This window comes from Curtobacterium sp. LFS079, from assembly GCF_047977865.1.
In the GTDB taxonomy this organism is placed as follows: Bacteria; Actinomycetota; Actinomycetes; order Actinomycetales; family Micrococcaceae; genus Arthrobacter.
In genome coordinates this window covers 141,480-167,512 of the sequence record NZ_JBFPFO010000006.1, presented here as the reverse complement: position 1 = coordinate 167,512, position 26,033 = coordinate 141,480, and the positions used below count along the sequence as shown (strand labels likewise).

The window sequence follows — 26,033 nt, the reverse complement described above, 5'->3', positions numbered from 1 at the left end:
TTCCTAGTCCGGCCGCGCCGCCCCCTCGAACACCAGCCGGACGGCGTTGCGCACCCGCTCGCGGGTGACAGCGGGATCCTCTGACGCAGCCCGCACCACCAGCTGGTAGTAATAAACGCCGTTGATGAGATCGATCATTGCCTCCACATCCACGTCCGGATCGACCTCACCTGCGGCAATGCCCCGGCGGATCTCCGCAGCGGTCGGTTCCCGGCGCCGCGACACATGCCCGTTCCCAGGACAGCGCGCGCAGCTTCTCGTTCTCCAAGACCAGGGCAATCCGCTTCTTGATGAGTGTCCCCACCTCGCCGTCCACCACCTGCGACGCGTCCTCGTACGTGGCCAGGATGGTGTCCATGCAACTGCCCGACGGCGCCACCTCAACGCCGGAGCGCACGCTGTCCAACGCCGCCGCGATCAGTTCCTCGCGGCTGGCCCAGCGCCGGTAGACCGCCGCCCGGCTGACGCCGGAGCGTTCCGAGATCGCGGAGATGGTCACCTCGCGGGTGTCGCGCTCCAGGAGCAGTTCCACCGTCGCCGCGAGGACCGGCGCTTCCAGCGCGCTGTCGCGGGGCCGGCCCGGTGCCCTACCCGAGGCGCTGAGGGTGTCAGTCATTCGGCACCACCAGCCGTTCGCGGAGCAGGGCGATCATGGCATCGTCCAGCCCCGCCCGCCGCACGGGTTCCAGGACGCTGCCGTGCCGCCCGGTCAGGATCCGCTGCATGGCATCCATCGATTCGGCGTGCGCGCCCATCATCGCGCCAACCGGAACCGCGCCACCCGGCACGGAAGCATCGGGAAGCACGGGCTCCGGCATGATCTCCCCGAGGATCGCCCGCAGGCGTGGGAAGAGCCGGGGGAGGCAGGCGGCCGTGGCCGCGTAGTCGGCCGAGATGGTCTCCGGCGAAGCACCCAGGGCGGACAGCACGACGGCGGCGAACACCCCGGTGCGGTCCTTGCCGGCCGCGCAGTGGAACACCGTTGCGCCCTCGCCGAGTGCCACGAGCGTGATGCCGAGCGCAAGCTGCCTTGCCTGGTCCTCCAAGAGGTCGGCGTACCACGTTCCCACCTGCTCGGGGGTCGAGGCGGCGGACTTGAGCTCGGCGGCGATGTCCTCGGGCATGGACATGGATGCGGTCAGGGCGAGGTGGTGGTAATTGACGCCGGGCAGCGTCAGGGGACCGCGACCCGTCAGCAGCGCCTCCTCGGCCGAGCGGAGATCGATCACGGAACGGACGCCGTCGTCGACCATTTTCCGGGCGAACACGCCGGGCATCACGGAGACGTCGTCGCTGCGCAGCAGCACGCCGGGGCGGGTAACGCCGCCGTCCACCGGCAGCCTGCCGAGGTCCCGGAGGTTGACCGGGGTGAGGTCGACGGCAAGATCAAGCGTTTCCAAAGGACGGTTCCTAACTGAGTTTGGCGCGGATGAAGGCGCTGGCGCGGTCGATGAGGGTGACCAGCACGATGATGCTGATGATGATGGCGCAGAGGTGGCCGTAGTCGTACATGCGCATGGCGGTGGTGAGTTCCAGGCCGATGCCGCCCGCGCCCACCAAGCCCAGGATGGTGGCGCCGCGGACGTTGCCTTCGAACAGGAGCAGCGTGTAGCTGACCAGCAGCGGCGCGGCCTGGGGGAGCACGGCGTAGCTGATGACCTGGCGTTTGTTGGCTCCGACGGCCGTGAGCGCTTCGACCGGTCCGGGCTGCACGGATTCCATGGCTTCGGCGTAGACATTGCCGATCGAGCCCACGGAGTGCAGCACGATCGCCAGGATGCCGGCGAACGGTCCCAGCCCCACGGCCGAGACGAACATGAGCGCGAAGATCAGCTCGGGGATGGACCGCAGCACGTTCAGCACCGCACGGCAGGAGGCGTAGAGCCAGCGCGGGGCGATGTTGCCGGCGGCGCCGAAGGCCAGCAGCAGCGATGCCAGGGCGCCGAGGACGGTGCCCACCACGGCCATCTGCAGGGTTTCGACGAGGAGCGTGACGATGACGCCGAACTTGTCGAAGGTGGGCGGGAACAGCCGGGCCAGGAAGCTGCCCATGTTGTGGATGCCGCTCAGCAACTTCTCCACGTTGAATCCCGCGCCCGTTCCGGCCCAGACCAGCACGACGGCGATCGCCACCCAGAGCGCGGCGCCGCGGAAACCGGGGACGTTGAAGGGCCGGGAGAGCCGGAGGCGGTCGGCTTCCGGGAGCTGTTGGGTTTCAGTTTGAAGGGCTTGCGGGGTTTCAGTTTTCGTGAAGTTCAGTGTCGGTGCCATAGATCTGTTCCACCTCCTTGTCGCTGAGGCTGGTGGCGGTGCCCGTGAAGACCAGCTCGCCGGAGTGCAGGCCCAGCACACGGTCCGCGTAGCGCCGGGCCAGGCCCACCACGTGCAGGCTGATGATCACGGGGATGTTCTCGTCGCGGGCGATGTCCCGCAGCAGGCCCAGGATGTTCCCGGCCAGGCGCGGGTCCAGGGAGGCGACGGGTTCGTCGGCCAGGATGAGCCGGGGTTTCTGCACGAGCGCCCGGGCGATTGTCACGCGCTGCTGTTCGCCGCCGCTGAGGCTGCGGCAGGACTGCCTGGCCTTGTGGGCCAGGCCCACGCGGTCCAGCAGGTCCAGGGCGGCGGTGCGTTGCGCACGGCTGAAGGTGCCCAGCAGGTTGATGGGGCCGGCGTCGTGCAGGCCGCCGGTGAGCACGTTGCTGAGTGCGCTGAGGCGCGGCACCAGGTTGAAGTGCTGGAAGACGTGCCCGACGTCGGAGCGCAGCTCGCGCAGTCCGACCTGGTTCTGCTTCGCCACCTCGCGACCGGCCACCTCGAGCGTGTCCGCCGTGAAGGGGGCGATGCCGGTGAGGGTCTTCATGAGGGTGGACTTGCCCGAACCGGAGTGGCCGAGCAGGGCCACCACCTCGCCGGGGTGGACGTCGAGGTCGACGTTGTTGAGGGCGGTCTGTTCGCCATAGCGGACGTGAAGCCGGCGGGCGTAGACGGTGGGTGTTGCCGTTTCTGGCTTTGGCCCGGCCGCGGCGGGCCTGCTCAGGATGGCTGCGCTCACCGCAGGTCCTTGAAGGCCACGCCGATGGATTCCGCGATCTTGGTCAGGGGTTCGTAGGTGCTGAATTCCGGATCGGCGACGGGTTCGCCCTTCAGGCCCATGGTCTTGGCCACGCCTTCGTTGGCGGCCATCAGCGCGGGCAGCTTGGCCTTGAGGGCCTTGCGTGCGTCCTCGTCCAGGTCCTTGCGGACTACCACGGAGATGCCCACCGGGATGGGGTCGCTCTTGGCGATGATGCTGATCTCGGATTCCTTGAAGAGGCCCTTTTCCACGAAGGTGGGGTAGAGCTGGCGGGCGGTGCAGGCCACGTCCACGTTGCCGTTGGCGAGGGCCAGGACGGCGGAGTCGTGGAGCCGGCGAAGGTGCTCTTGTAGTCGGTGCCGTCCGTGAGGCCGGCCTTCTTGAACAGAGCCTTGGGCATGAAGTAGCCGGTGGTGGAGCCGGGGTCCACGAACGCGATTTGGTGGCCCTTGAGGTCCACGGCGGACTTGATGCCGCTGTCCTTCCTGGCCAGGCAGAAGCTGGCAGGTTCGCTACTGGCGCCCCAGACCAGGAGCGGGTCTACGCTGCCTGTCTTGTAGGCCAGGGCGGCGGAGAACTGGCTGAGGATGGCCACGTCCACGGAGCCGCTGCGCACGGCCTCCACCACGCCCAGGTAGTCGGCGGGCTGGATGTTCTTGACCGGCCGGCCCGAGGCTTCGCCCACCATGGTGGCGAGGTCCTTCATGACGGCCTGCTCTTTCGGGTCGTCCGTGCCCGGGGGAGTGGCGAAGGTCAGTTCCTTGCTTGTTTCTCCTGCGGCGCTGTTTGCGTTGGCGTTGCCGGAGCAGCCCGCCAGGGCGCCGGTGAGGGCGACGAGTCCGATGAGTGAAGTGGCGATGATGCCTGCACGAGCGTGCATGGTCTGAATCGGAATTACGAGACTGGCAGTCTGCGGGTTGCGGGGAGGTTAAGAGTTGGGGGCGGGGTGATGGTGGCGCTTGGGTCTTCGAACATTCAGAGGAACGATCGCTGGAGCTATGGTTGGCGAACGCGGCCAGGGATTCCTCGGTCCACTCGCCGAGGCCCCCGCAGTTGGATTGGAAGTTGAAAGAGCCGTTGCACTAGTTGGTCTTGAGTGCGGAGGGCGGCGATGAGGGCTGCGGCAATGGTGAGGACTGAGCGCATGGTGGTGGTGGTTCCCCCTGAGGTAGGCGGTAGGCCCGCTGGCCTCCCGTGTGTGGCCGGGGACCCAAGCACAGTAGATATTGCAGGTGGACTGCTGTGGGCGCTGATGCGGCGGAAAGATGAACAGGGCGGAATGGCCGGGCGCGCTCGCGAGCGGGCGTGAACTCGCCTCAGGCTACATTGCTGCCGGTGCCTAGGATTGCGATTCCAGCAGCGTGGAGTCACCCACAATGACGAGCAGGCAGCGGGCCCTGGCTAGGCCGACGTAGCGCTGGAAGCGCGACCAAATAGGCGAAACGGCTCATGAGGGGTGTGCCAAGCTGATCGCTAACTTAGTACTTGAGTGCGCGGAGGGAGCTCTGCGACGGCGTCGCCCGGCTCTGGATTTTGTGCTTGCCATTGTCGAGACCGGCCCCGGCCGGAAATTCTCCAGTGCTACAGCGGAGCTTATTTGCGTCCCTGCTACCTGCCCGGGTCTCGGCCCGCGCACAGTCTGTTGGCCGGCTTCGGCCAGCGGCACCTCATCTGCAGCCAGTTTGAGACTTCGTCATCCGGTGCTGTACATCCGCTATTTTAAGGAGCCTTGTCGCTGGGTTGGTCAGGCCCCTTCAAAAAGGGTCGCGCAGGTGCGGCTGCTTGCTTTCGCACGCCTCAACCATGAAGCAGCGGACGAGTTCAGGGACCACTTCTGTTGCCGGATTTCAAGCCTGCGTAATTCCACTGACACGCACTAGCTTGAGGGACCTCTAAGAAGGGAGACCAAGAATGGCCTCGGCGACCCGGCGGATGCCAGCCACCGGGTTATCGAGGTTGATCGTCGCGGGCAGGTCCACCCGAAAGGTCAGGGACTGGACGTCGACATGCTGGTGTGCGACCACGTCATCGCGCCGGAGGACTTCGACGGCGGGGTCACCCATGTTGTAGCCGCGGACGAAAGTGACAATGAACCGGGCTGTGAACGGAGCCTCGTTGGCCATCGCTGCGTGCTCGTAGCCGATGCCGGACTCTGAGCCGTAGACGGACACATGGGTCAGGAAGTCGTCGATTACTCCCCCGGCCCCAGTCGCGCTGAGCCGTTCGAGGATGCCGTTCACCAGAGACGGAATCGATAAAGCTGGCATGTCAGGCTCGGCTTGGCGTAGACCGACGCTGACGAGCAGCAGGCGGGCCTCCCCCGGGTCCCCGTCCGTAGCTGGTGCAGGCTCAATCTGGTGGACGCCGTGGATGGTATGGGTGGAGGTGCTCCGGGTCGTGGTCTTGACCTCCACGCCAGTGCCCTCCCACGCGAGATCCCGGGCAGATCGGCGCCAGCCGTCCCAGGCCTGGACGATCGGACCGACGTGAACATCGTCTGCACGTCGGCATAGGGCGTCGAGGACGAGCAGTTCACCGACCAGGCCAAGGATGGCGTTCTGTGAGATCTCCAAACGTTTGATGGAGAGTTCGATCAGAGGTTCGGTCACACCGAAGGCACGCTCCAGGTCCGCGTCGGCCTCCTCACGCAAAAGTTCGGCGGCGATGAACGCTCCGACCCGATCGAAGTGTCCCAGTGCTGGCAGGAGTATGCGGTTGGCGCTGAGGGGCGGCTGGTTCTCACGATGCCATGAGTGGTGTTGCATCGCAGACTTCAGGGTGCTCGTCCTGGCCTTCAGTTGATCGCCCGCAAGGAACAGTTCTAGGTGTCCGCGGCTGTTCCTGGCCAAGCCCACCACCTGAGAAGCCGTCAGCCATGTGATGGTCCGGTCATCGCCGGCGCTGCCCGCTGGGATCGAGATGATCTGGTCGAGTACTTCTTCATAACTGGTCACGGGAGGCTCCTCAGTGCAGTGGCCGTTCCAGCGCGCGTGGCTGAGAACTGTTCAGGACCGCCGGCGGGGATACAGACCCCCACTGCGACAGCTGGGTACGGCTGTCCCGGATGCTGGTTGACGTAGAACAGGATCTGGCCGTCGGACCCGCTCGGGCGCCATGACGCATCACCACTGACCAACGGCAATGATGCCTGTCGGTGGTAGTAGTCGAAGTACAAGTCGCCGCGGTACTGCCCCGGCCCCGCCTTGGGATCGTTCGCCCCCCATGTGGTGGTGATCTCACCCCCGTGCACGTTCTTGGTGGTGGCCCGTATATCGAAGGGAAGCTGCGCAAGCGGATTGACGGAAACAGGGGCGCCGCTTCCGTATCGGATGCCGACCCAGAAACGCGGCTGCTCGACAGTCTTGCGCGCAAGGTTCGCGTAGGACCAGAGGTCGCCGGGGTGCCCCGTGACGAAGAAACCGGTGATTGGTCTGGTGAGACTCGCCGACCAGAGCCGGAGATAGGCGGCGATGCCATACGGGCAGGCGCGGCGTGCATGATCGCCCGGGCCGCCCTTAACGGGTGGTCGGTAGAAATCGGGGTCGGCGAGAGGGTGCACCGCGTTCAGACGAGCTTCTATCCCTCCCCAGAATGTTCCCTGGAAACTCTTGGAGCCAGGCCGGTAACCGTCAAAGGCAAGGCTATCGAGTAGCTGCGCGGCCTCTGTAAGGTTGAGGGGGCGGTCCAGGATACGACCGCGCAGCACTCTGTCGACGACCAGATCGGTTGACGGTCCGCCGAAGAGTTGCGCAACCACATCGGCGTTGGGGTCCGGCTGCAGGCCGGCGTTGATCACCTTGACGAAGGGCTGGGCACCGGGTGCCAGCGGGTGGACGCCGATATTGGCTATCTTGCCGGTGGCCGCGAAATTAAGCCCCTGCAGGACAGCCGGTTCGGGGGCACCATCCATCATGCCCTCGGTGATGGCGGCGCGCATGGCCTCGTCCGCGTCGTGGTAGGCGCGGAAGAGGCTGAGTTGGTCCTGGGATGCGAAGACGCGGCACAACTCAATGTAGGAACCGCGATAGCCGAACCAGCGCTGCATCTGCATCTGGGTGTCGGCCAGTGGGTTCACCGAAGAACGCTGGAACAGTGCGGTAGTCATCCCTTCGAGTGTCAGGCCACGCGCCATCACATTCCCGGAGACGAAGATCGTGCTGAGATCTCGTGCGGCATTCCACTTGCTGGTAGCCGGGACCTCCGTTGGGGTGTACGCAGGTCGGTCGTCAGCGTTGGGATCGCTATTGACGACTACGACTCTAGTCCCAGGGATGATCTCGTCGATGAGCAGGGTCTCGATCGTCTGCCAGTCCGGGAAGGCGCTGGGAGGCAGGACGTCGAACTCGGACTCAATCTTGTCGGCGGACGCACGGTACTTGTCTAACCACTGCGACCACGGGGCAGGATCAGCGAGCAAAGTAGTCGCCAGCATGTCGGGCAGTCGGGCATCCCCGCTGTTAAGCAGTCTGCGCGCGGTCACTCGGTCACTGATGCCAGCCCACAGTAGGACGTCTTCGGCCGCGCTGAAGTGCTCCACGATGTTTGGCGAGGGGTGGTAAAGCATCGAGTGGGGCGCAGCTACGCTGGACAAAACGTCGTCCTCGGTATCGAACTGCGTCGTGGCCGCCGAAGCGGGGCCAAGTTTGCCCGAGCGGTGCAGCCGAATCGCCCCGGCCACGAGGAAGGCCCGCACGGCCTCGGCAAGGTCATGTCCAGTGGTGTTGGTGGTGGGCACGCACAGACCCGCCCTGCGTGCCCGGCGATAGAAGACCTCCCCGCCGGTGTAGTAGGAGCGGATACCGGCGGGCTCGGGATAAGTTGACGAGCGAGGAGCCCTGAGATCGGCTGGGTTCGTAATGTCGACCGGATGGCCGACGTCGAGCGGGGTGCGCAGCGAGATTAGGAAGTCGCGCGGAGCTAGCGGGTTGTGGTCCTCCTGGAGGAGATTGGCCTGGGGTGTCGCTGTGTACGCGACGTAGGTGGCGAACAGGTTGGTGGGCGCTCCTTGGGGCGGGTTCCACAGGTTGGCGACCGTCCGAGGGATCTGCTTGAGGTTGCCGTAGACGGGATCCTGCGAGGACTCGACCACCGCATCAAGGATGGAGCCGTCGTCTGCCTCGTCGTCTAGGACTAGCATGTGTACCGGGCGATCGAGTTCCTTGATCGCACCGAAGACGTTTCTGCGAAGGCTATCGCCAAGGGCGCGCAGATGATGAGTCTGCTTCATGGCCACGATAATGATGGGTCGGTGCTGGGCTAGACGCTGTTTCACCGTCGCCGGCATCAGGCCGTAGGTGCGGTCCAACGGTTGGCTGCCCTCAGAGAGTGCGAGGACCGCAGCCGGGCAGAGGAGTCGACGTGAGCGCTTGGCAGCATTGTCCGGACCAGCGTCGAGTTGCTCCACTAGACGCCCATAAGTCTGCTTCCAGAGTGAGAGCCTGGTGCCGCCCAAAACGACGACGATGTCCACGCCGCGGTCCATGGCCAGCGCTGACACGCCAAGCATCGAGGCGGTCTTGCCGGACTGTACAGATCCCATCACCAACCCGGTCCGGGAACGGTTGGCGGGCCAGTTATCAGCTTTGGGGTCTCCGACGCCGAGAATGCCTCGTTCGAGGATGTAGCGGCTGTCCGCTTCGACGGAGGCCTTGGCCGTCGGACTCAGTCCGTCTAACTGCGCCGAATAGCGCGACCACCACGTGTCTGCCGGAACTGGCTCCGGTGGATGGAAGTAGACGTGCTCCGTGAGTGGTGAGTTTGGCATTGGCTACCGCTCATCGTCTGGCAGGATCATGCGTTCAAGGGACTCATAACCTGATGAACCGAAGCGGTGTCTCACCGCCTCGGACGCCCTCGCTGGGTCGAGAGCGAGCAATTCGATCACGCCCTTGGCGATACGCGCGATGTAATCCCACTGGGTCTTGCTCTGGGCCTTCGCGATGCGCGCCCAGTCTGCGTTGCCGGCTTCCCAGATGGTATCGGCGTTCTGCTCGATACGGTCCTCGATATCGTCGGGAGATGCAGCGTAGGCAAAGGCGATCCCGACCACTGAACCCACGAGTTGAAGCTCTTGCCACTTGGCGCCCTTGCCATCATCCATGAACGTTTCAGACCAGATTTCCGGGTGGCGTGCATGCACATCGATAGCCTCAACCAGCCAGCTGAAGAGGTCCGCAAGTACCTGTCTGTTGCGTAGCGGGTCCTGCGCGTCGTCCTGAACCCGAGTGAGGAGGTCATCGATGTGGCGCGCAGTAGTCTTGACCTTCTGCCCCTTGGTGTCGAGTAGGAGCAGGGACAAGATCCACGAGAGGACCTTCGTGCGGCGGTAGCGGCCGACACCGAACTTGTAAGCCCTGAGGGTTTCACCGAGGCCCGCCAGCCCCGGCACGCTTGTCAACGAGGGCGCGATGTCCTCGACAGCGACGCGAGGGTCGGCGTCGCCGGCCGCGAGCAGGATCGCCGGCGTGAGTTCGATTTCGTGGAAGGCAGCGTTCCGGATCTCTTCGGCGTTGAGATGGACGCCCTGCTTGTTGTAAAGCTTGAAGACGTCGTGGATCTGACGCGGGTTAGCTTGTATGTAGCGAATGACTGGCACCTTGTAGGGTGTCGTCATCGTGAAGAGTTTCTTTACGGTCATCGGGGCGCCTGCGACTGTGATGACGTTTTGAAGGATTTGGGTGTAGTACTTGCCCTGCAGGGCTCCAAGCTCGGAGCCCTTGAGGCCTCCGCTTTCATTGTTGCGCAGCTTGAAAGGGAAGTAATACTCGTTCTCCTTTGCTGCGGTGATGATCTCCCCCTCCAATGACCTCCACGCAACCCTGAAATTGGGATAGTCCTCCGTGAAGCTCTTGAGCAGGCCCTTCCCTGGATGTCGGGCATCGGCCTCCTCCACCCTTTCGAGGGCGGCGGGATGGCGTCCGACGAACCGCAGCAGAGCAGTGAGCCGCTGCTTGCCGTCGACGACTTCCTGAGGGTCGGACGCTCCGACTTCCCGAAGGATGATGGACGGCAGAGGGATGCCACGAAGGATGGACTCGATGAGCGCCTGTCGGTCGTTTGTGGTCCAGACGTCACCACGCTGATACGAAGGAGTGAGATTAATGTCCGAGGTAGCAAGTTCGTTGATGATGACAGTCTCGGCTGTGGCGGTGATGGGGTCGGTGCTAAGTTGCTCGGCGACCGAATCGGATTCTTCCCAGGCGGCCGCCCACTTGCTCGTCGCGGAGGCGCGCGTGGCGTCCTCAGACTCAAGATCCTCGGCGAAGCCCTGCTGCAAACGAGAGGCAAACTCGATGCGCTGGCTGAGCCGCTCGAGGGCAAACGGGGTAAGCTCGCTCGGGGACTTACTGTCATCGATCGCTTCGGCGACATCAAGCTCAAGACTGGAGATTAAGCTGGTGAGGAAGGCTCCCCGTTCGGAGGCAGGCAACCGTTCTGAGAGGTTGAGCCAACCTTGGACCTCTGCAAGGCGCGGCATCCAGGAGTCAGACAGCATATCGACATCGTCGCTGCTGATGAACGAGGAGGAGGCAGAGACACCCGATGGGGTGTCTGTGGCCTCGGACAGGGTCGAGATCCCGTCAGCAATGCTCTCCCACAACTGAACTCGGGGATCTTCCTCACTGAGGTCGGCGTCTTCGTAGTCCTTGTGGTCAGTCACGCGATGGCTCCCAGCGGTTCGAGGTCGGTGGTAGTGGACGAGCCGGAGTCGACCATGCCTTCGAGCAATCGCTCGGCGATGGCCTTGACGACACGGGCATTGACGGCGTTGCCTAGTGCCTTGTAAGCGTCGAGATCGGAAGATGGAAGCTGGATGTTGCCAAGGCTCTGGAGTTCGGCACACTCAACTGGAGTCATGTACCGGCGTTCGCCCGTCAGGTTAGCGCCGAGGATCGGAACCTGGGACTGAGTAAAGGCAATGAGGCTCGGAGATGTAGTTGGTCGCTTGATTCGCAGGCCCGAGGCGCGCACCTGCAAGACGAAGTCATCGATGTCGCGCTTTTCGCCCTGCGCATTCCACTCCATTTTCTGAAAGCTGGAGTGGAAGTCCTTGGGTTGCCACAGTTCGATCCATGGGTCGATCCAAGAACGGTTGTCGTCGTAAAACTCGCGGTTCTGTCGGATAAACGTGCGCTTCCAGCGCGGGAACTGATAGTCACCATCACGGCCAGCATGGCTCGGGATTAGTTCCTTCTGTTTGTCGACCGCACACTCAAGGCTTCGGCCAAAACTGCCCTTGACACCCATCTGTCGCAGACCCCACACTGGCCGGCGATCCCACACGCCCGGTGGAGTCTCGTCCTCATATGGGTACGTTGCGCCGAACTCCATCGACCAGATCGGGAACGAGGGCATCTTCAATGAGGCTGGCGAACGGCGGAGGAAGTCCCCCCACATGTCTATCGCGCGCAGCGTCTGTTCGGGGATCGAACGGGTAGGCGAAACGTCTTGACGGAGCACCGAGGTGATGTCTGTAGGGCCCTTGTGCTTGACGGGCCACACGGATTCATCTAATCCGTCGAGTGACCCAACGAAATAAGCGCGATCCCTGACCTGCGGAATGCCGAACTCGTGGGGGGAGAAGTGTCGGACGTCGACTGCGTAGCCGAGGCCCTTCAACATGTTGACGATCTTCTCCTGTGTGCGACCGCTATCGTGCTTCAAGATGTTCGGCACGTTCTCAAGGATGAAACGGCGAGGCCGTTTGACGCGGAGGATTTGGTGAACCTTGAAGAAGAGGTTGCCCTGGAGTGTGTCGGCGAAGCCCATCTGGTCGCCGGCCTTTGAGAACGGCTGGCAAGGAAAACCCGCAGTCAGCACGTCATGGTTGGGGACCTCGCGCTCGATGTCTCCATCGGTCTTGAGATCGTTGATGTCACTCCAGGGCTGGATACCAAAGTTGGTCTTGTAGAGTGCGTTGAGCGTAGGCTCCCACTCGGCAGCGAACACGCCCTCTCCACCTAGGCTATCGAGAGCGACGTGGAAGCCTCCGAGGCCGGAAAAGAGGTCGACGAATTGGAAGGTTGGTGCTGCGGCTGCCACATCGCCTCCTAATCTTGGTCGCTCCCGCCGGTGCTCGGTTAGGGGCGGCGGTCTCACTCTGCCGCGACTGCAAGTCTCTCAGTCCCCGCTGACATTCCTGAAATCGACATGCTGCAACCCAGTTGCACTGTTAAATTGCCAGACCCGGAACGGTCCACCGAGGGTGAAGGGAGACCTTCCATCCTGAAAGGGTTTGGTCCGTCTTTAGGCTCGGAATGGTGCCGTCGGACCGTTTTGCCTCTACAGGGGGAGCCCTATGCGACTCTGCGTCAGAGCCCTGGAAACGTCTCCTCCAGAGTTTCTTTCAGTTGCTTTGCGGTTCCACGGTCGATTTGGATCGTTTGGCTCACTTTCTGGTCGCTGACTCTGTTGTCCGAGCCAAAGGTGTCGATTTGGAGGAGGGGACCATCTTCGGTGAGAACGACCGACCACACGGCATCGACCTCGGTGGGGTGTTTCTTGGAATTTGTTGTGGAACGGGTGAAAGAGCGAATTCGTGCCATAGAGACGAGACTATATGGGCGGGTCAAAAATCAACGCCCACCCTCGCGCCCTGCCATCCGCCCCGCCAGGTACTCCGCATCCAGCCCCACGCCGCCCAATATCGACGAGTAGTGCCCGCTCAGCCATGGCAGACCCACGGCAAACAGCCCCGGATACTCGGTGACCCCGCGCGTATGACGGGGGTAATCCCATTCATCCAGGACGGGAATGTCCACGATTCCCATATCGAGCTTGTATCCGGTGGCCCAGAGGACCGTGGTGATTTTCTCGGCGGCCAAATTCAGTTTCGGAAACGATATAGGCAGCCAGTCGTCCACCCGCGCCGGCGCCGCCTGGGGCGCGGAAATCCCAGCGGCAGAAATGTACTCATCAAATAGCGGCTGCAGGCGCTGGCTGAACCCGGCCTCTACCGCGGCGAGGCGTTCGGGGAGGTCGTCGGTGAAGATGAGTCCGCCGTCGTTGACTGCTTCAAGGTGACCGTGCAGGCGCATGCCCTGGCGGCCGAGATCGCGCAGATGGATGTCGTGGCCGCCGTCGGTGCCGGAGAGCAGCGGGTTGCACGCGAAGCGTGCCGCGGGGGAGGGCAACTGCTCCACCCGGAGCGCGTCAATCCCGTACTCCGGCCCGTAGATGCCGACGTTCAGGATCCAGTGGAGGATGTCCTTGCCGCGGTATCGGCGGGGCGCCTCCGGGCAGCTGGACACGGCCAGGTGGATCTGCCGGCCCGCTGCGTGCAGCTCCTCCGCGATCTGCCCGCCCGACTGCGCGGTCCCCACAACCAGGACCGCGCCGTCCGGCAGCTGACCGGGGTGGCGGTAGTCGTGCGAATGCAGTTGGAAAATGTGCTGGGGGAGCTCAACGGCGAGGGCAGGGATCTTGGGCACCTGGTACGCGCCGGTGGCCAGCACGACCTTGCGCGCCCGCCAGGTTCCCTCGGAAGTTTCGACGCCGAAGCCGCCGTCCGCGGGCGAGATCCGCGTGACGTCTGTGCCGCTGCGGACCGGTGCACCGATTATCTGCGCGTACTGCCGGAAGAGGCTCACGGCCTCGTCGCGCGGCATGAATCCCTCCGGATCGGGGCCGTCGTACGGCATGCCGGGTAGGTCGATCGAGAAGTTCGGGGTGTTCAGGTAGAAGCCGTCCCAGCGGTCTTGCCAGGCGCCGCCGAGCTCGCGCCTTCGGTCCAGGATCACGTGCTCGACGCCGGCCTGGCTGAGCCAGTAGCTCAGGGCCAGTCCTGCTTGGCCGGCACCGACGATGAGGGTGTCGACTTTTTCTGCTTCTGAGGCGGCGGAACGTGGGGGTTCCATGGCTGAACTTTACGCTCCGAGGCGACTGTGGAGGAGGGGTGACTGACGAGCTATTTCCGTGACAGGACGCTGACTCCCCGGCCATCCAAAAGCCCAGCGTTGCCACGTAGAGCGGAGAAGCACTTGCTTTGAGGCGGAGTGGAAGTCATTTGCTGTGGATAACTTCTTATCGCCTGGAATGGCTCGGTTATTCTCGAAGGAGCACCTTTCACCACTGTCTAGATGAATTCGTTGGGGATCTCGATGACTGTACGCTCCATTTCCTTTGTCCGCGGCCGCGTTGTCGCCGCCCTCGTAGGAGCAGGTCTCTTGCTTTCTGCTTGCCAAGGCGGAGGTGCGACTCCCGGCAACTCAGCGGCAGCTTCGAATACTTCCGCGTCACCTTCGGCTACTCCGACAACTACTCCGTCTGCGAAGTACGTTCCGGCGTCGGCCAAGGGCAAGGCGCAGAACGTCCCCGTTCCCGTGAAGCCGGCTTTGGCTGACCAGAATTCGAAGGCTGGGCTCGAGGCGTTCACGAAGTACTGGTTCGCGTTGCTGAGCTATGGATACGAGACAGGTGACCTGAACAGTTGGTCGAAACTTAGCTCCGGCACTTGCACGTTCTGTAACAACTTGAAGGCTGGTGTCCGGGAAAGCTTCAGCGCGGGAGGGTGGCAGGCCGGAGGTACGTTCAAGACGCCGAATGTGAAAGCGACCATGTCGAACTCGGAATCCCGACAGGCCGTGGATGTCCAGGTACTCCAGGAAGCAACTTCTTACTACAAGAAAGATGGCTCAAAAGCTGCGCCGACCGATCCGTCGGGAAATAGCGCAGTAGTTGTCTTTGCAAAATATCAGAAGGGCGCTTGGTTCGTTGACGACATGAACCCCTTGCGATAGCGAAACCTCATGAAGAAGCTCGCAGCATTCATCCTCGCAACGTTGATGTCCCTCATAACTCCCGTTGCGGCCTGGGGTGTTGAAGGGAAATCGAACTTCGACAAGAAGGGTACTAATACCGTTGTTTACACGAAGTTACCGGGGTCTGAATATCCAGTAGTTGCCCCGCCCGGCTACGTGAACAACGACCCATACCAATACGACTACTTGCCGCTATGCGACATTGATCGTGGCGGATTGGACACTGGCTGTGAACGACTAGCCGTGAACTGTGAGCCCCGGACGCCGGGTGGCGAACGAGGAACTCCGGTTCAATGGCGTTTCGCTCCCAAGACAATTGCAAATCCAACATGGTCAGACTGGATACCACAGGGCGGCCCCACCTGTCTTTACGACCCCAAGCCCGAAGATGTCCTGAAAAAGATCGCAGCCCGCATCCTCAACGACTTCAAACAACTCCCGATCCTGCCGGCAAAGGTGACTGTCCAGCCCGGGCCGCACACCCTCAAGGGCATGGAAACGAATGTCTTCGCCGCGGCGTCCACCCAGGCGTTCGACGTCGTGATCCTGGGACAGAACGTCCACCTTGAGGCGACGCCGGTCGAATACACCTACAACTACGGTGACGGCACGAGCTTCGGCCCCACCATGTTCGCCGGCGGCTCGATTGCCGAGGACGAATGGGGCACCAAGACGCGCACGAGCCACGTCTACAAACAGACCGGCGACTTCCGGCTCGGGGTGACGACCAGCTTCCGCGGGACCTATTCGGTGAACGGCGGCCCTCCGCTGCCGATCACTGGGACGGGCCAGTTCGCCTCGCCCGCCCAGTTGGTCAGCGTGTGGCGCACCGAGACGCGCCAGGTCGCCGAGAACTGCGTCGAGAACCCGGCTGGCTGGGCCTGTCCCGGCGCTGGATAGCACCGCCGTAGAACGCCCAGGCTCAGTCCCGGAGGGTGCGGTTCTCCGCCCGCTCCCAGTGCGTCCGCAGCATTCCCGCGAGCCGTTCGGGCTCGATCCGGTGTGGCGGGTCGAAATGGTGGCGTTCCTCGAATACTTCCATGCGGAAGTCATGGAACACCTTGGACAGCCGTTCGGCCACCTCTCCGTAATCCACCGGGTTGCTGAGTCCACCGAGCGCCAGGAACACAGGCCGCCGGAACTCAGCCAGCCGTTCGCGGTCGAGCTCGTAGTCCTTGAAAGTGCGCAGGAACGCCCTGATGCCCGCCGGCCGCTTGCCCATCCACTGCGGCGGGTTGCCGGGCGGCGGAGGCGGCAGGACGACGTCGGGCTTCACGCCAAGCCGCATGAAGGCCGACATGAACTCATCGGGCGGAAGCAGGTCCAGTTCGTCGTACTCCTCCCAGAGCTCGGCATGCGCCGGGCTCCAGTCCCAACTGCCCGCCCACGCCGGTTCAAGCAGCGCCAGGCTTTCCAACCGCTCAGGATGCTTGGCGGCAAAGGCGAGGGCAGCGGCGCCGCCACCGGAATATCCGAGCAGATGGAAGGTGTCCCAGCCGCGGCCGTCGGCCACGCGAAGTACTCCGTCGATCTCCGTGTCGAGCGTCCAGTCCGGCGGGGGAGCGTCGCCCTCGTAGAGCTCAAGATCCTTGGCGACGGCGTCGACATCCGGCCCCAGGGCCTTGATCAGTTCGCCGTACGCTGGCTCCGCGGGAAGGACACTGCCGGGAAGAAGAATGACCCGTTTCGGTTCCATGGCAGAACTGTACGCTCGGGCGCTCTGGGGCGGGAGGTGTCACCGCGCACGGGAACGCCCGATTCCCCGACTCTTGCCGCAGGTGTCTATCGCGGGGTAGAACGGCTCAACGCGGTCGACGCCCGGCGTGGAATCAATTGAGGCGTTTCTTGAGCCAGTGCTGCATCGTGTCGGGGGTGAACCGAGTTCCGTCGCCGAGCTGATGGCTAGGATCCCGCAGGTGTGCTGCTGGATAACCTGGCGCGAGGTGGCTGATTGCGTGGAACGGGCCTTGCAGCAGCTTGTTGTGGAGGACCCGGCCGTGCGGGCCTCGGTCGAAAGAATTGCACTCTTCGTCACGAACGCCATTTCCTGGCACGCATAGGCTCCTGCTCAGCAGGCCGCCTGGGAGCCGGCGGAGCCTGGGCGGCGAACGATACGCACGAGACCCTAGTCACACAAGGGGTTGAGGAGGAAACTGTCCTCAGCGGGCTCCGTTCCGGGGCTCTCAGCAGAAGGGTTGATTGATGTTCAAGAGACTTGTCGCCTCTTTGGCGGTCATGGGAACTGCTCTATCCGCACTCCTGATCGGCGTCCCGGTCGCCCAGGCCAGCACGGGTGGAACTCCCGACGGCGAGCTGCATCCCAGCGTCGGCATGATCGTCTTCTACCAGGCGGACGGCCGCTTCCGGTGCAGTGCCACCCAGGTGTCCCCAACAGTTATCCTCACCGCCGCGCACTGTACGTCAGGAACCCTCGGGCTCACCCTGGTGACGTTCGAATCGGTCATTGCCGAACAACCGCCGTCGGGGATTCCTGCAGCCGCGGATCCGAGCGTCGGCTACACGGCCGCGGACCTCGCCGGGAAGATCTACGGCACCGCCTACGCACACCCTAACTACTCGAATTTCACTGACCTGAAGAACTGGAACGACGTCGGCGTCGTGGTTCTCAGCCAGCCGCTTGAGCACGCGACGTCGGCGCTGGCGCCGGCCGGGCGGCTCGACCAGATCCCGACGGGCAGCCTCAGCAGGACGATCTTCACCGGCGTCGGCTACGGCACGGAGGTCCGCAAGCCGGACAGCGGACCGCAGAAGCCCATGCCGATGAGCTACCCGCTCATCCGCCGCTACTGGGAGGCTCCCGGGCAGAAGCTCACCGACCAGATCCTCCAGGTGAACGGCAACCCCAACGACACGCGGGGAACCGGCGGCAGCTGCTTCGGCGACTCGGGCGGACCGCTGTTCCTGGACAATCAGATCGTCGGCGTGACGAGTTACGGGTACACCGCCAACTGCCGCTATCTCGATGGCTACCAGCGGGTGGACATTCCGGTGGTGCAGAACTGGCTGGCGACATTCGGGGTGACTCCCTGACGACCGAGCTAGGCGCGACAGGGGAGAAGTTGGAAACCGACTCTAGCCATTCGCCGAAACCTCTGTAGACTGGACCGTGTTGTTGTGTTTGGCATTTGGTAGTTCAGGCAGTTCCCGCGGCTCATCGCCCGCGACTTCTGAAGTAACGGTGGAGAACACCCCACACCGGAGGCCCGACAGTCGGGACAACCCTCCACCTTCAGTAAGGAACTGAGAAAAAATGGCTACAGGTATCGTCAAGTGGTTCAACGCCGAAAAGGGCTTCGGCTTCATCTCCCCGGAAGATGGCAGCCAGGACGTTTTCGCTCACTACTCCGCGATTAACTCCTCGGGCTACCGCTCCCTCGAAGAGAACCAGAAGGTTTCCTTCGACGTCGAGCAGGGCCCCAAGGGTCCCCAGGCAGTGAACATCCAGGCCATCTAAGGTTTCGGATTCAAGAAAGCAGGGCCGGTCGTTTGACCGGCCCTGCTTTTGTTTTCTGTTGCTTTGGGCGTGTTATCCACATAGCCGCGATTGCTGGTGTCGCCGGGGAGCGGGTGCTCATAGCGTGGTGGGAAAGCCACGACGTCAGGAGCACGATGAACAGGCTGCTCGCCACATTGGCGCTATCAATTACCTTCGCTCTCGCCGGTTGTGCTTCCCCAAGTGCCCCGGAGCCAAGGCCAGCCACCAGCGCGCCGGCGGGGGAGAGCACGGCGAGCGGGGCGCAACCGGGAACTGCCAGCCCAACAGACAAGCCACTTTCAGGGCAGAAGGTGAAGGGACAGGCAAAGGCACTCTCTGCAAGCGAAACTTTGCGGTGAATGGCAGGGCATCTTTCGCGGCCTTGCCTCGGGCTCGGTGATGGCCGACGACCTCGTGATGCGCACCCTGGACATTTCTGCCCGCGCGCCGAAGGAGCTAATAGCCGAATCGGCTTCGGCGGCCCACGCGATCATCTACACCATGGCAAACAAGAAACTCGGTGACGATCTCAGCAGCGCCGAGAAGGTTCTTGTGCAGCTTCGCGTGGCCTGCATGGTTGAAGCCGAGATGGATATCCTGCGCCGTTAGCATCATGGACGCACCCGCTAACCGTTCCCGCGGTCGAGCTTCGAGTCAGCATCACCGACACCGATCCGCTCAACAGGAAGTAAGACTTGTTGAGAGCACTTCGGGACTTCTACGAGAAAGGCCGGGAAACCCGGCCCTCCTCCACGATCAGCCGCGCTTGGCCCTATTCGCAGCCGATTCCGTCGCCATCTCTATCCAGACCATAAATGTCGCTTCCCACGACCCTGACCGGTCCCTGAACATAGGCCGGACCGTTTCCGCTACCTCCGGCGCAATCAACATCCGAGGCAATCGGTACGCATGCCCCCGCATAGTTCGGATCGCAACTGGACTGCTGCGCCTGCTGTTGTGCGGCCTGTTGCTGGGCTGCGGCGGCGGCAGCCGCAGCTGCAGCTGCCTGAGCGGCAGCAGCTTCTGCGGCTCGCTTCTCCGCTGCAGCGCGTTCTGCTGCGGCCTTCTGTGCCGCCGCCTTTGCTGCAGCTGCCTTCTGTGCGGCCAGTTTCTCCGCTGCCGCTTTTTGCTCCGCGGCCTTCTTCGCTGCGATGAGGGCCGCGGCTGCCGCGCGTTCATCCATCAGTTTCTTCGAAGCCGAAGATTCCATCCAGACAAGCATGCCCGCCTCGTCCGTGGTGCAGACGTAGTCCTCTCCGCCTTGCTGCTCCGTTGCCTTCTCGCTGGTACATGCAGTGAGTGCGAGGCTTGTTTCGCTCGGACTGGCGGACGCGCTTGCTGATTGGCTGGTGGAGGAAGAGAGATCTGCCGGCGCGGACACCGGTGCCTTTGGTGCACACCCGGCGATTAGCAAGGCCAGCGTCCCAAACGCAATGACTGCTCGTAGGCGTCCGGTGGTTTGCCCGAATACGCCGTCGGCGTGATTGAGATTCAGACGTGACGCGCAGGCCGTTTTGCCCGCGCGAAAGCGCAGTTTCTTGGTATTCATTTATGCCCCCGTGGTTCGACACTGAACGTGTGCGCAGAGCGTAGCAACTGCGTCGGCAGGGGGAAAGAAGGCGCCTGTAAGTCGGAGTGCTGTACTGTTTCGCGCTACGGTGGGCGTCGAAAGACGGGACTCAACCCCCGTTTATTTGCTCAATGCGCTTGGGCAGCCTTCACCATTGGGATTTTCCAAGCAGTTCTCCGCGTAGAGGTGTGTTTCCGTGCGCCACACGCTCATCGGAACGGCTGGGCTATTGACCTGGGCGGTGCCGATTATCGGGATCCAGGGGCCGCCGTCGACCGAGTATTCGCCCGTGTACGTCGTGGTGACGGAGATGCTGTAGTCACCGGTGCCTGCATACACATGGCTCGTGCGCGTCTCCGAGTCGAGCTCGGCCTGATCCGGGCGCAGCGGTCCGCCTTGGATCGTGAACGTTTTGGTGGTGCCGTCGCCGTAGTTCCAAGCGAACGACGACGGGTGAGCCCGCACGCTGATGACCTTGCCAGCAAGGCGGGGAGAGAAGCCTTGGTCGCCGATCTCGGCGTAAACGTTCGTGTAGGCGCCCTTGAGCGTGTGCCGGCCAGGCTGGGTCACGATCTTCGCGGGCTTCAGTGGCAAGGAACGGAATTCTGTAATGCTGAAAGCCGGCCGGGCTGGACCAACCGGGCGGTCGGCCGGGTCGCTGGGATAGGAACAGACCTGTGTCTGAAAAGTCTCCCAATCAGAGATGCCGTCATTCCGCTTGTAGTCCCAGTCCACCATGGTGCCGCCGGGTTTCTCATCGCATTTGGCATCAAGCAGCGTGCATTCGGCGATTGAAAGGGTGTCTTGTCCAACCGCGCAAGTGGGAGTCTTCCTAAACAGAAAGGCAGGCTTTTCGGCGACATCTTCTGTGTTCAGAACCGCCGTTTGTTCCGACTTCGGCAATCCATTGCCGGCCTGGGCTTCTGCCTTTCCTCCGTGGAGGCTGCCTGAATCACTTCTTGCGAGGGCTGCGGGAGCTACCGAGAGTAGCAAAGCGAATGTAAGTGTGACGACGGCCGTCCGGCGAATACTTGTACTCATCACGCCCCATTAGGAACACCAAAGTCGGCCACGATCCAGGAGCCGTTCTGGAACCGTGAGTACATGACGAAGACGTCATCCCCGGCGGCGTGGCCTTCGTTCTGGCTCACCGGCTTTCCGGCTTCGTCATACTCGCGCATGGGGGCCTGCGACACCGTCATCAAAGGCGAATAGGTGCCATTGATGTCTGCCCGGAATTTGTCTGAGTATTTTTCAATCTTCAGTTCTCCTCCAACAAACCAACCGTTCTTCCTGTATGTCTCGGGAATGCCTTCCTGCACGTTCTTGCATGTTTTGCAGCCCGGGACCGTGAGCTTATTGACCGGGCCGTAATCTCCGGTAGCGAACCCGTAGTTCATGAGGCTGAGCCAGTAATCCGCAAACGCCCGGAGGCCTTCCTTCGTCTCCTTCGTCGCTGCCTCCGGCAACTTCGGCACCGGGATGTTCCGTGCCGGACCCTCGGACGACGCCGGGGTTGGCTTCGAGGCGTCCGGTGCTGGGGATTCAGAAGAAACCGTCGGGCTCGGCGACGGAGAAGGAATCGAAGATCCCTGGCATGCGGTCAGCGCCAGCAGGCCAGCAACAAATGCGGCGGCAATGGGCCCAAAACGGTGCAATTTGAGAGTCACGTGGACATCCCCCGAGTCTGTGTGGCTGTGGCGTTGAAGCCCGTTCCCACCGACTTTACAGAATTGTCACACGGCGTTTCGAGTTATCCACAGAGATGACAGGTGCCGCCGCTACGGCGGGCGCGCTCCCGATCCCCAGCCCCCGCACCGTCCAGCCGGCTGCTTCCCATGCTGACGCGTCCAGCACGTTCCGCGCGTCCAGCACCGTCCGGCGTCGTACGAGCGCCCCGACAGTTTCCGGCGACAGGGAACGGTATTCCTCCCACTCGGTCAGCAAGAGAACCAGCTCGGCGCCCTCGAGCGCCCGCGAGACTGAGGACTCGAAGCGTAGCTGCGGGTAGCGCATCCAGGCGTTGTTGATCGCCTTCGGATCGGTCACGGTCACGTGGGCGCCGGCGGCGGCAAGCTGCAGGGCGACGTCCAGGGCGGGGGAGTCGCGGATGTCGTCGGTGTCGGGCTTGAACGCGGCACCCAGCACGGTGACGGTGCGGCCGGAGAGGTGGCCGCGGCACAGCTCCCGGGCTACTTCCACGGTGCGCGAACGCTGGCCCAGGTTGACCGAATCCACCACGCCCATCCACTCGTCAACGGAGGGCACATCGAGCGCCCTCGCCTGCGCCCGGAAGGAGCGGATGTCCTTGGGCAGGCAGCCGCCGCCGAAGCCGAGCCCGGCATGCAGGTACCGGTTGCCGATCCGCGGGTCCAGGCCCATCGCCTCGCTAAGCTCGGTGACGTCGGCGCCCGAGGCGTCGCACAGTTCGGCCATCGCGTTGATGAAGCTGACCTTGGTGGCGAGGAAGGCGTTCGCAGCGGACTTGATGAGCTCCGCCGTCGCGAAGTTGCAGACGAGCCGCGGGATGCCCGCGCTGATCAGCGGCGCATAGACGGCATCCAGCACCTTCGTGACGGGGATCCCCGCCGCCGAAGTGCGGCCGCCGGGCACCCCGTAGACCAGGCGGTCCGGCACCAGGGAGTCCTTCACGGCGGTGCCCTGCCGCAGGAACTCGGGGTTCCAGCCCAGCAGCACATCGGGTCGGCGGGCCAGCACGCCGCGGAGCATGTCCACCGTGCCGACGGGAACCGTCGACTTTCCCACGACGACGGCGCCCTTCGCCAGGTGCGGCAGCAGGCTCTTCGTGGCCGCGATCAGGTAGGACAGGTCCGCGGTGTCCGAGGTCTTGGACTGCGGGGTGCCCACGCACAGGAAGTGCAGGGCGGCACCGGCGGCGTCCTCGAACTCCGGGGAGAAGCTCAGCCGCCCGGTGGCGAAACCGTCGCGGAGCAGCTCGTCCAGGCCGGGCTCGTGGAACGGCGCGAAGCCCTTGTTCAGGTGCGCCACCTTCTGGGCATCCACGTCGATGCCCACCACGGTGTGGCCCATCGAGGCGAGGGTGGCAGCATGCACGGCGCCGAGGTAACCGCAGCCGATGACGGAGATCTTCATGAGGCAAGTCCTTTGCTGGAAGTCAGTGGCGGCGCCGGAATGACAGGTGCCGGGGATATATACGCCGGAGGAACGGGCACCGGAGTAGCAAGAGGCAGTTCCGCCATCTCCTCGCCGGCGATCACGGATTTGTAATGGCGCACCAGTTCCGCGCTGAGGGCGGGCCACGTCCGGCCCTGGACCGACGCGAGGGCCGCCGTTCCGAACGCGCGGCGCTTGGCGTCGTCGCCCATCAGGTCCTGGACATAGGCACGCAGCTGCCCCAAGGAACCGGGCTCGTACAGCCAGCCGGTGCGGGAATTCTCCACCAGGTCCAGGGGACCGCCGCGGCCGGTGGCCACCACGGGCACCCCGGAAGCCATGGCTTCCTGGATGGTCTGGCAGAAGGTTTCGAATTCGCCGGGATGGACGAACAGGTCGAAAGAGGCCACGGCCTCAGCCAGGGCATCGCCGCCCAGGAAGCCCGTGAACACCGCGCCGGGCAGGGCGGATTCCAGCGCGGCGCGCTGCGGGCCGTCACCCACCACCACAAGCCTGGTGCCAGGCAGGTCCGCCAGGACGGCCAGGTCCTCCACCTGCTTCTCGACGGCGAGCCGCCCCACATAGCCGATGATCCGTTCGCCGCCGGGTGCTGAACTGCCGCCCGAAAGCACGGAGGTCCGCCACGCCGTCGAACGCTTGGCGGGGGAGAAGCGCGCGGTATCCACACCACGCCGCCACATGCCCACCCGCAGGATCCCGCGGCCGCGCAGCTGGTTCAGCGCGAACGTGGACGGGACCAGGGTCCGGCTGGCCAGGAGATGGATGTTGTCCACCCGGTTCCAGGCCCAGTTCTCCAGGAACGGCACGCCGTAGCGGCCCGCATAGCTGGGAACCTCGGTCTGGTAGATGGCAACCGTGGGAATGCCGAGCTGGTGTGCGGCCTGCACGGCGCGCCAACCGAGCACGAACGGGGAAGCGAGGTGGACAACGTCCGGTGCGTAATCGGCAAGGATTCTCTTGACCCGGTTCACACCGCCCAACGCCACCCGCACATTCGTGTATCCGGCCAGCGGCACGGAAGGAAGACGGTGCACATACGCGCCGTGCACGACGTCCGAAACGGCAGTGTCCGACGTCGACGGCGCAATCACCATCACCTCGTCGCCCCGCTCCTGCAGATGCTCCAGCACCCGCAGGATGGAGTGCGTAACCCCGTTCATCAGCGGCAGGAATGATTCGGCGACGATAGCGATCCTCACACCTCCACGGTGTGCGCGGCGGCTGACGGAACGGCGGAAACGGCGTGACGGTGCGGGAAAGCTTTGGTTAACAGATGGGCTGGACCATCAACCTTCGTGCCGCAACTCCTCCGGCAATTCATCCACGTACACGGTCTGCGGCGGCTCGAAGTAAATCACCAGGACCTTCTCGCCCACGGGGTATTCGCTGCTCTTGTCGAAGGGGTGGGCGTGGAATGCGCTGATGCCTCCCCGGTACGGCAGCATCACCTCGCCGATGGTTCCGGGGCCGATCCGTCCCGTGACGCGGCCGATCCTGCCGGTGAGGCTGTGGTCGACGTTCTTATGCATCGGGCTCAAGCATTGGGCGTGGTCGGGGGACGCTTGACGCCATCCTTCCCGCCCCTCAGCGCGGAAGCCAAGGACGGCAGGAAGTTCCCCACCTGGGACAGGATGCCGCCGACCATGCTGTTGAGCCCCTCGCCGCCGTTCAGCACGGTCAGCTGCCCCACATGGGCGAAAGGCTCGGCAGCCGCGGCGACGATGGCCGGCATGTTCTCGGCCAGCTGCTGGGAAATCACCGCGTCCTGGTTGATCTCCAACGCCTCACCGCGCGCCTTGATGCCCTCGGCTTCGGCAAGTGCCTTGGCCTTCACAGCCGAAGCGGCGGCGTCGCCGCGGGCCTTGGTGGCGGCGGCTTCGGCCTCGCCGGTGACCCGGGTGGCGCCGGCCATGGCGGCCGCCGCGGCGGCGTTCGCCTGCGCCTCGACTTCCAGCCTCCGGGCATTGGCCTGCGCCTCGAGTTCGGTGCGCTTGGCGCGTGCCTCCGCGGCGCTGATGTCGGCCGCCTTCTGTGCCTCGGCTTCGGTGCGCTGGGCGTAGGCCTTGGCGTCGGCGGGCTTGCGGATGCTTGTCTGGAGTTTCTGCTCCTCGCGGTCGGCCTCGAGCTTGGCCACTTCGGTTTCCTGCACCACCACCTGCTGGCGGGCTGTGGCGTCGGCGAGCGGGCCGGCCTGGGCGGCGTTGGCCCGTGCCCTTTCCGCATTGGCCTGGGCCGCGGACTGCTTGATAGCCGAGAGGCTCTGCGCGTCGGCGATCAGGGCGGCGGCTTCGGCCTCCTTTTCGGCAGCCTCGCGGTTCCGGGTGGCCTCGGCGATGCGGGCCTCCATCTTGACCATGGCGATGTGCGGCTTGGCGAGGTTCTGGATGTAGCCGGTGGGGTCCTGGAGGTCCTTGATCTGCAGGGAATCCACCACGAGGCCGAGTTTTTCCATCTCGACGCCGCTCGCGCTGCGGACCAGTGAGGCCAGCTTGTCGCGTTCCCGGATGATCTCCTCGACCGTCATGCTGCCGATGATCGAACGCAGGTGGCCTTCGAAGACGTTGTAGACCTGGCTTTCCATCTTGGGCTGCTGGCCGAGGAAGCGCCGGGCGGCGTTGGCGATGAACGGCGGGGCGTCACCGATCTTGTAGATCACGACGCCGTCGACGATCACCTGAATGCCCTGGGACGTCACGCACGAAACCTTAAGCTCGGTTTCATTCAGGGTCAGTGCGAGGGTCCTTACCGTCTGCAGGCCGGGGACCACCAGGGCGCCCTTGCCGGTGACGATCTTGAAGTCCATGCCGTCTGTGTTCTCAAGGGTTCCCCGTGTCAGGCCGGAGATGATGAGGGCCTCGTTCGGCTCGGCCACCTTCCACATCGCCTTGGTGATGCCCCAGATGACCCCGATGACGATCAGGATTCCGATGATTCCGAAGGCTAGCGGCAGGAAAGCTACAAGGTCTCCCATGACTGATC

General features: G+C 63.7%; 24 protein-coding genes and 1 pseudogene. 5 read left to right on the top strand and 20 right to left on the bottom strand.

The window, feature by feature from the left end:
* Positions 1-3 precede the first annotated feature (3 nt).
* The 12 genes and pseudogenes from ACNQPB_RS12420 to ACNQPB_RS12365 all read right to left on the bottom strand — a co-directional run bounded on the left by ACNQPB_RS12420 (position 4) and on the right by ACNQPB_RS12365 (position 13,929).
* Positions 4-225 (bottom strand): TetR/AcrR family transcriptional regulator C-terminal ligand-binding domain-containing protein, encoded by a 222-nt coding sequence (locus ACNQPB_RS12420; RefSeq protein ID WP_498752079.1) that lies wholly within the window; start codon positions 223-225, stop codon positions 4-6.
* Complete coding sequence (locus ACNQPB_RS12415) at positions 167-616, bottom strand: helix-turn-helix domain-containing protein (RefSeq protein WP_498752077.1); 450 nt, start codon at positions 614-616, stop codon at positions 167-169. Before ACNQPB_RS12415 ends, ACNQPB_RS12420 begins: the two co-directional genes overlap by 59 nt.
* Positions 609-1,400: a tyrosine-protein phosphatase gene (locus tag ACNQPB_RS12410; protein ID WP_498752076.1), complete on the bottom strand. Its 792-nt coding sequence runs from the start codon at positions 1,398-1,400 to the stop codon at positions 609-611. Before ACNQPB_RS12410 ends, ACNQPB_RS12415 begins: the two co-directional genes overlap by 8 nt.
* Positions 1,401-1,410: 10 nt before the next feature.
* Positions 1,411-2,271 (bottom strand): phosphonate ABC transporter, permease protein PhnE, encoded by an 861-nt coding sequence (gene phnE, locus ACNQPB_RS12405; protein WP_498752074.1) that lies wholly within the window; start codon positions 2,269-2,271, stop codon positions 1,411-1,413.
* Positions 2,240-3,052: a phosphonate ABC transporter ATP-binding protein gene (gene phnC / locus ACNQPB_RS12400; protein WP_498752073.1), complete on the bottom strand. Its 813-nt coding sequence runs from the start codon at positions 3,050-3,052 to the stop codon at positions 2,240-2,242. The genes phnE and phnC overlap by 32 nt, the downstream gene beginning before the upstream one ends.
* Positions 3,049-3,761 (bottom strand): annotated as a pseudogene (gene phnD / locus ACNQPB_RS12395) (phosphate/phosphite/phosphonate ABC transporter substrate-binding protein). Before phnD ends, phnC begins: the two are co-directional and overlap by 4 nt.
* A gap of 1,204 nt (positions 3,762-4,965) precedes the next feature.
* Positions 4,966-6,027, bottom strand: coding sequence for a PD-(D/E)XK motif protein (locus tag ACNQPB_RS12390; RefSeq protein ID WP_498752071.1), 1,062 nt, complete (start codon positions 6,025-6,027; stop codon positions 4,966-4,968).
* On the bottom strand, positions 6,024-8,837 hold the full coding sequence (locus ACNQPB_RS12385) for a Z1 domain-containing protein (protein ID WP_498752069.1): 2,814 nt from the start codon (positions 8,835-8,837) through the stop codon (positions 6,024-6,026). The genes ACNQPB_RS12390 and ACNQPB_RS12385 overlap by 4 nt, the downstream gene beginning before the upstream one ends.
* A 3-nt stretch (positions 8,838-8,840) precedes the next feature.
* Positions 8,841-10,733, bottom strand: a complete 1,893-nt coding sequence (locus ACNQPB_RS12380; RefSeq protein ID WP_498752067.1) for a GmrSD restriction endonuclease domain-containing protein — start codon at positions 10,731-10,733, stop codon at positions 8,841-8,843.
* Positions 10,730-12,115 carry a DNA cytosine methyltransferase gene (locus ACNQPB_RS12375; protein ID WP_498752066.1) on the bottom strand — a complete coding sequence of 462 codons (1,386 nt, stop codon included), beginning with the start codon at positions 12,113-12,115 and terminating at the stop codon, positions 10,730-10,732. The genes ACNQPB_RS12380 and ACNQPB_RS12375 overlap by 4 nt, the downstream gene beginning before the upstream one ends.
* 269 nt (positions 12,116-12,384) lie before the next feature.
* On the bottom strand, positions 12,385-12,618 hold the full coding sequence (locus ACNQPB_RS12370) for a hypothetical protein (protein WP_498752065.1): 234 nt from the start codon (positions 12,616-12,618) through the stop codon (positions 12,385-12,387).
* A 30-nt stretch (positions 12,619-12,648) separates the two neighbouring features.
* The gene (locus ACNQPB_RS12365; protein WP_498752063.1) at positions 12,649-13,929 is read right to left on the bottom strand and encodes a flavin-containing monooxygenase; all 1,281 of its coding nucleotides are present in this window, start codon (positions 13,927-13,929) and stop codon (positions 12,649-12,651) included.
* Positions 13,930-14,151: 222 nt separating this feature from the next.
* On the opposite strand from ACNQPB_RS12365, the gene ACNQPB_RS12360 reads away from it, so the two are divergent.
* The gene (locus tag ACNQPB_RS12360) at positions 14,152-14,811 is read left to right on the top strand and encodes a DUF6318 family protein (RefSeq protein ID WP_498752061.1); all 660 of its coding nucleotides are present in this window, start codon (positions 14,152-14,154) and stop codon (positions 14,809-14,811) included.
* 9 nt (positions 14,812-14,820) lie between these two features.
* On the top strand, positions 14,821-15,732 hold the full coding sequence (locus tag ACNQPB_RS12355) for a hypothetical protein (RefSeq protein WP_498752059.1): 912 nt from the start codon (positions 14,821-14,823) through the stop codon (positions 15,730-15,732).
* Positions 15,733-15,754: 22 nt separating this feature from the next.
* Here ACNQPB_RS12355 and ACNQPB_RS12350 read toward each other — a convergent pair whose 3' ends face one another.
* Entirely contained in the window at positions 15,755-16,528 is a 774-nt protein-coding gene (locus ACNQPB_RS12350) for an alpha/beta fold hydrolase (RefSeq protein ID WP_498752057.1), read from the bottom strand.
* Between the two features lie 506 nt (positions 16,529-17,034).
* Between ACNQPB_RS12350 and ACNQPB_RS12345 the strand changes: the two genes are divergently transcribed.
* The 3 genes from ACNQPB_RS12345 (at position 17,035) to ACNQPB_RS12335 (ending at position 18,937) form a co-directional block, all read left to right on the top strand.
* Positions 17,035-17,883: a trypsin-like serine protease gene (locus ACNQPB_RS12345; RefSeq protein ID WP_498752055.1), complete on the top strand. Its 849-nt coding sequence runs from the start codon at positions 17,035-17,037 to the stop codon at positions 17,881-17,883.
* A gap of 220 nt (positions 17,884-18,103) precedes the next feature.
* Positions 18,104-18,307 (top strand): transcription antiterminator/RNA stability regulator CspE, encoded by a 204-nt coding sequence (gene cspE, locus ACNQPB_RS12340; RefSeq protein WP_074586232.1) that lies wholly within the window; start codon positions 18,104-18,106, stop codon positions 18,305-18,307.
* 420 nt (positions 18,308-18,727) lie between these two features.
* Positions 18,728-18,937, top strand: a complete 210-nt coding sequence (locus ACNQPB_RS12335; protein WP_498752054.1) for a hypothetical protein — start codon at positions 18,728-18,730, stop codon at positions 18,935-18,937.
* A 163-nt stretch (positions 18,938-19,100) separates the two neighbouring features.
* Here the strand turns inward: ACNQPB_RS12335 and ACNQPB_RS12330 are convergent, their stop codons facing one another.
* The 7 genes from ACNQPB_RS12330 to ACNQPB_RS12300 form a co-directional block, all read right to left on the bottom strand.
* A complete protein-coding gene (locus ACNQPB_RS12330; protein ID WP_498752052.1) occupies positions 19,101-19,877 on the bottom strand; it encodes a hypothetical protein in 777 nt (258 codons plus the stop codon).
* A 141-nt stretch (positions 19,878-20,018) separates the two neighbouring features.
* On the bottom strand, positions 20,019-20,939 hold the full coding sequence (locus tag ACNQPB_RS12325) for a hypothetical protein (RefSeq protein WP_498752050.1): 921 nt from the start codon (positions 20,937-20,939) through the stop codon (positions 20,019-20,021).
* Positions 20,939-21,568 carry a DUF6318 family protein gene (locus ACNQPB_RS12320; RefSeq protein WP_498752049.1) on the bottom strand — a complete coding sequence of 210 codons (630 nt, stop codon included), beginning with the start codon at positions 21,566-21,568 and terminating at the stop codon, positions 20,939-20,941. The genes ACNQPB_RS12325 and ACNQPB_RS12320 overlap by 1 nt, the downstream gene beginning before the upstream one ends.
* 55 nt (positions 21,569-21,623) lie before the next feature.
* Positions 21,624-23,012, bottom strand: a complete 1,389-nt coding sequence (locus ACNQPB_RS12315) for a UDP-glucose dehydrogenase family protein (RefSeq protein WP_498752047.1) — start codon at positions 23,010-23,012, stop codon at positions 21,624-21,626.
* On the bottom strand, positions 23,009-24,253 hold the full coding sequence (locus ACNQPB_RS12310) for a glycosyltransferase family 4 protein (protein WP_498752045.1): 1,245 nt from the start codon (positions 24,251-24,253) through the stop codon (positions 23,009-23,011). Before ACNQPB_RS12310 ends, ACNQPB_RS12315 begins: the two co-directional genes overlap by 4 nt.
* Positions 24,254-24,340: 87 nt before the next feature.
* Positions 24,341-24,583: an NfeD C-terminal domain-containing protein gene (locus ACNQPB_RS12305; protein WP_498752043.1), complete on the bottom strand. Its 243-nt coding sequence runs from the start codon at positions 24,581-24,583 to the stop codon at positions 24,341-24,343.
* 5 nt (positions 24,584-24,588) lie between these two features.
* Positions 24,589-26,025, bottom strand: a complete 1,437-nt coding sequence (locus tag ACNQPB_RS12300) for a flotillin family protein (protein WP_498752041.1) — start codon at positions 26,023-26,025, stop codon at positions 24,589-24,591.
* Positions 26,026-26,033: the final 8 nt, after the last annotated feature.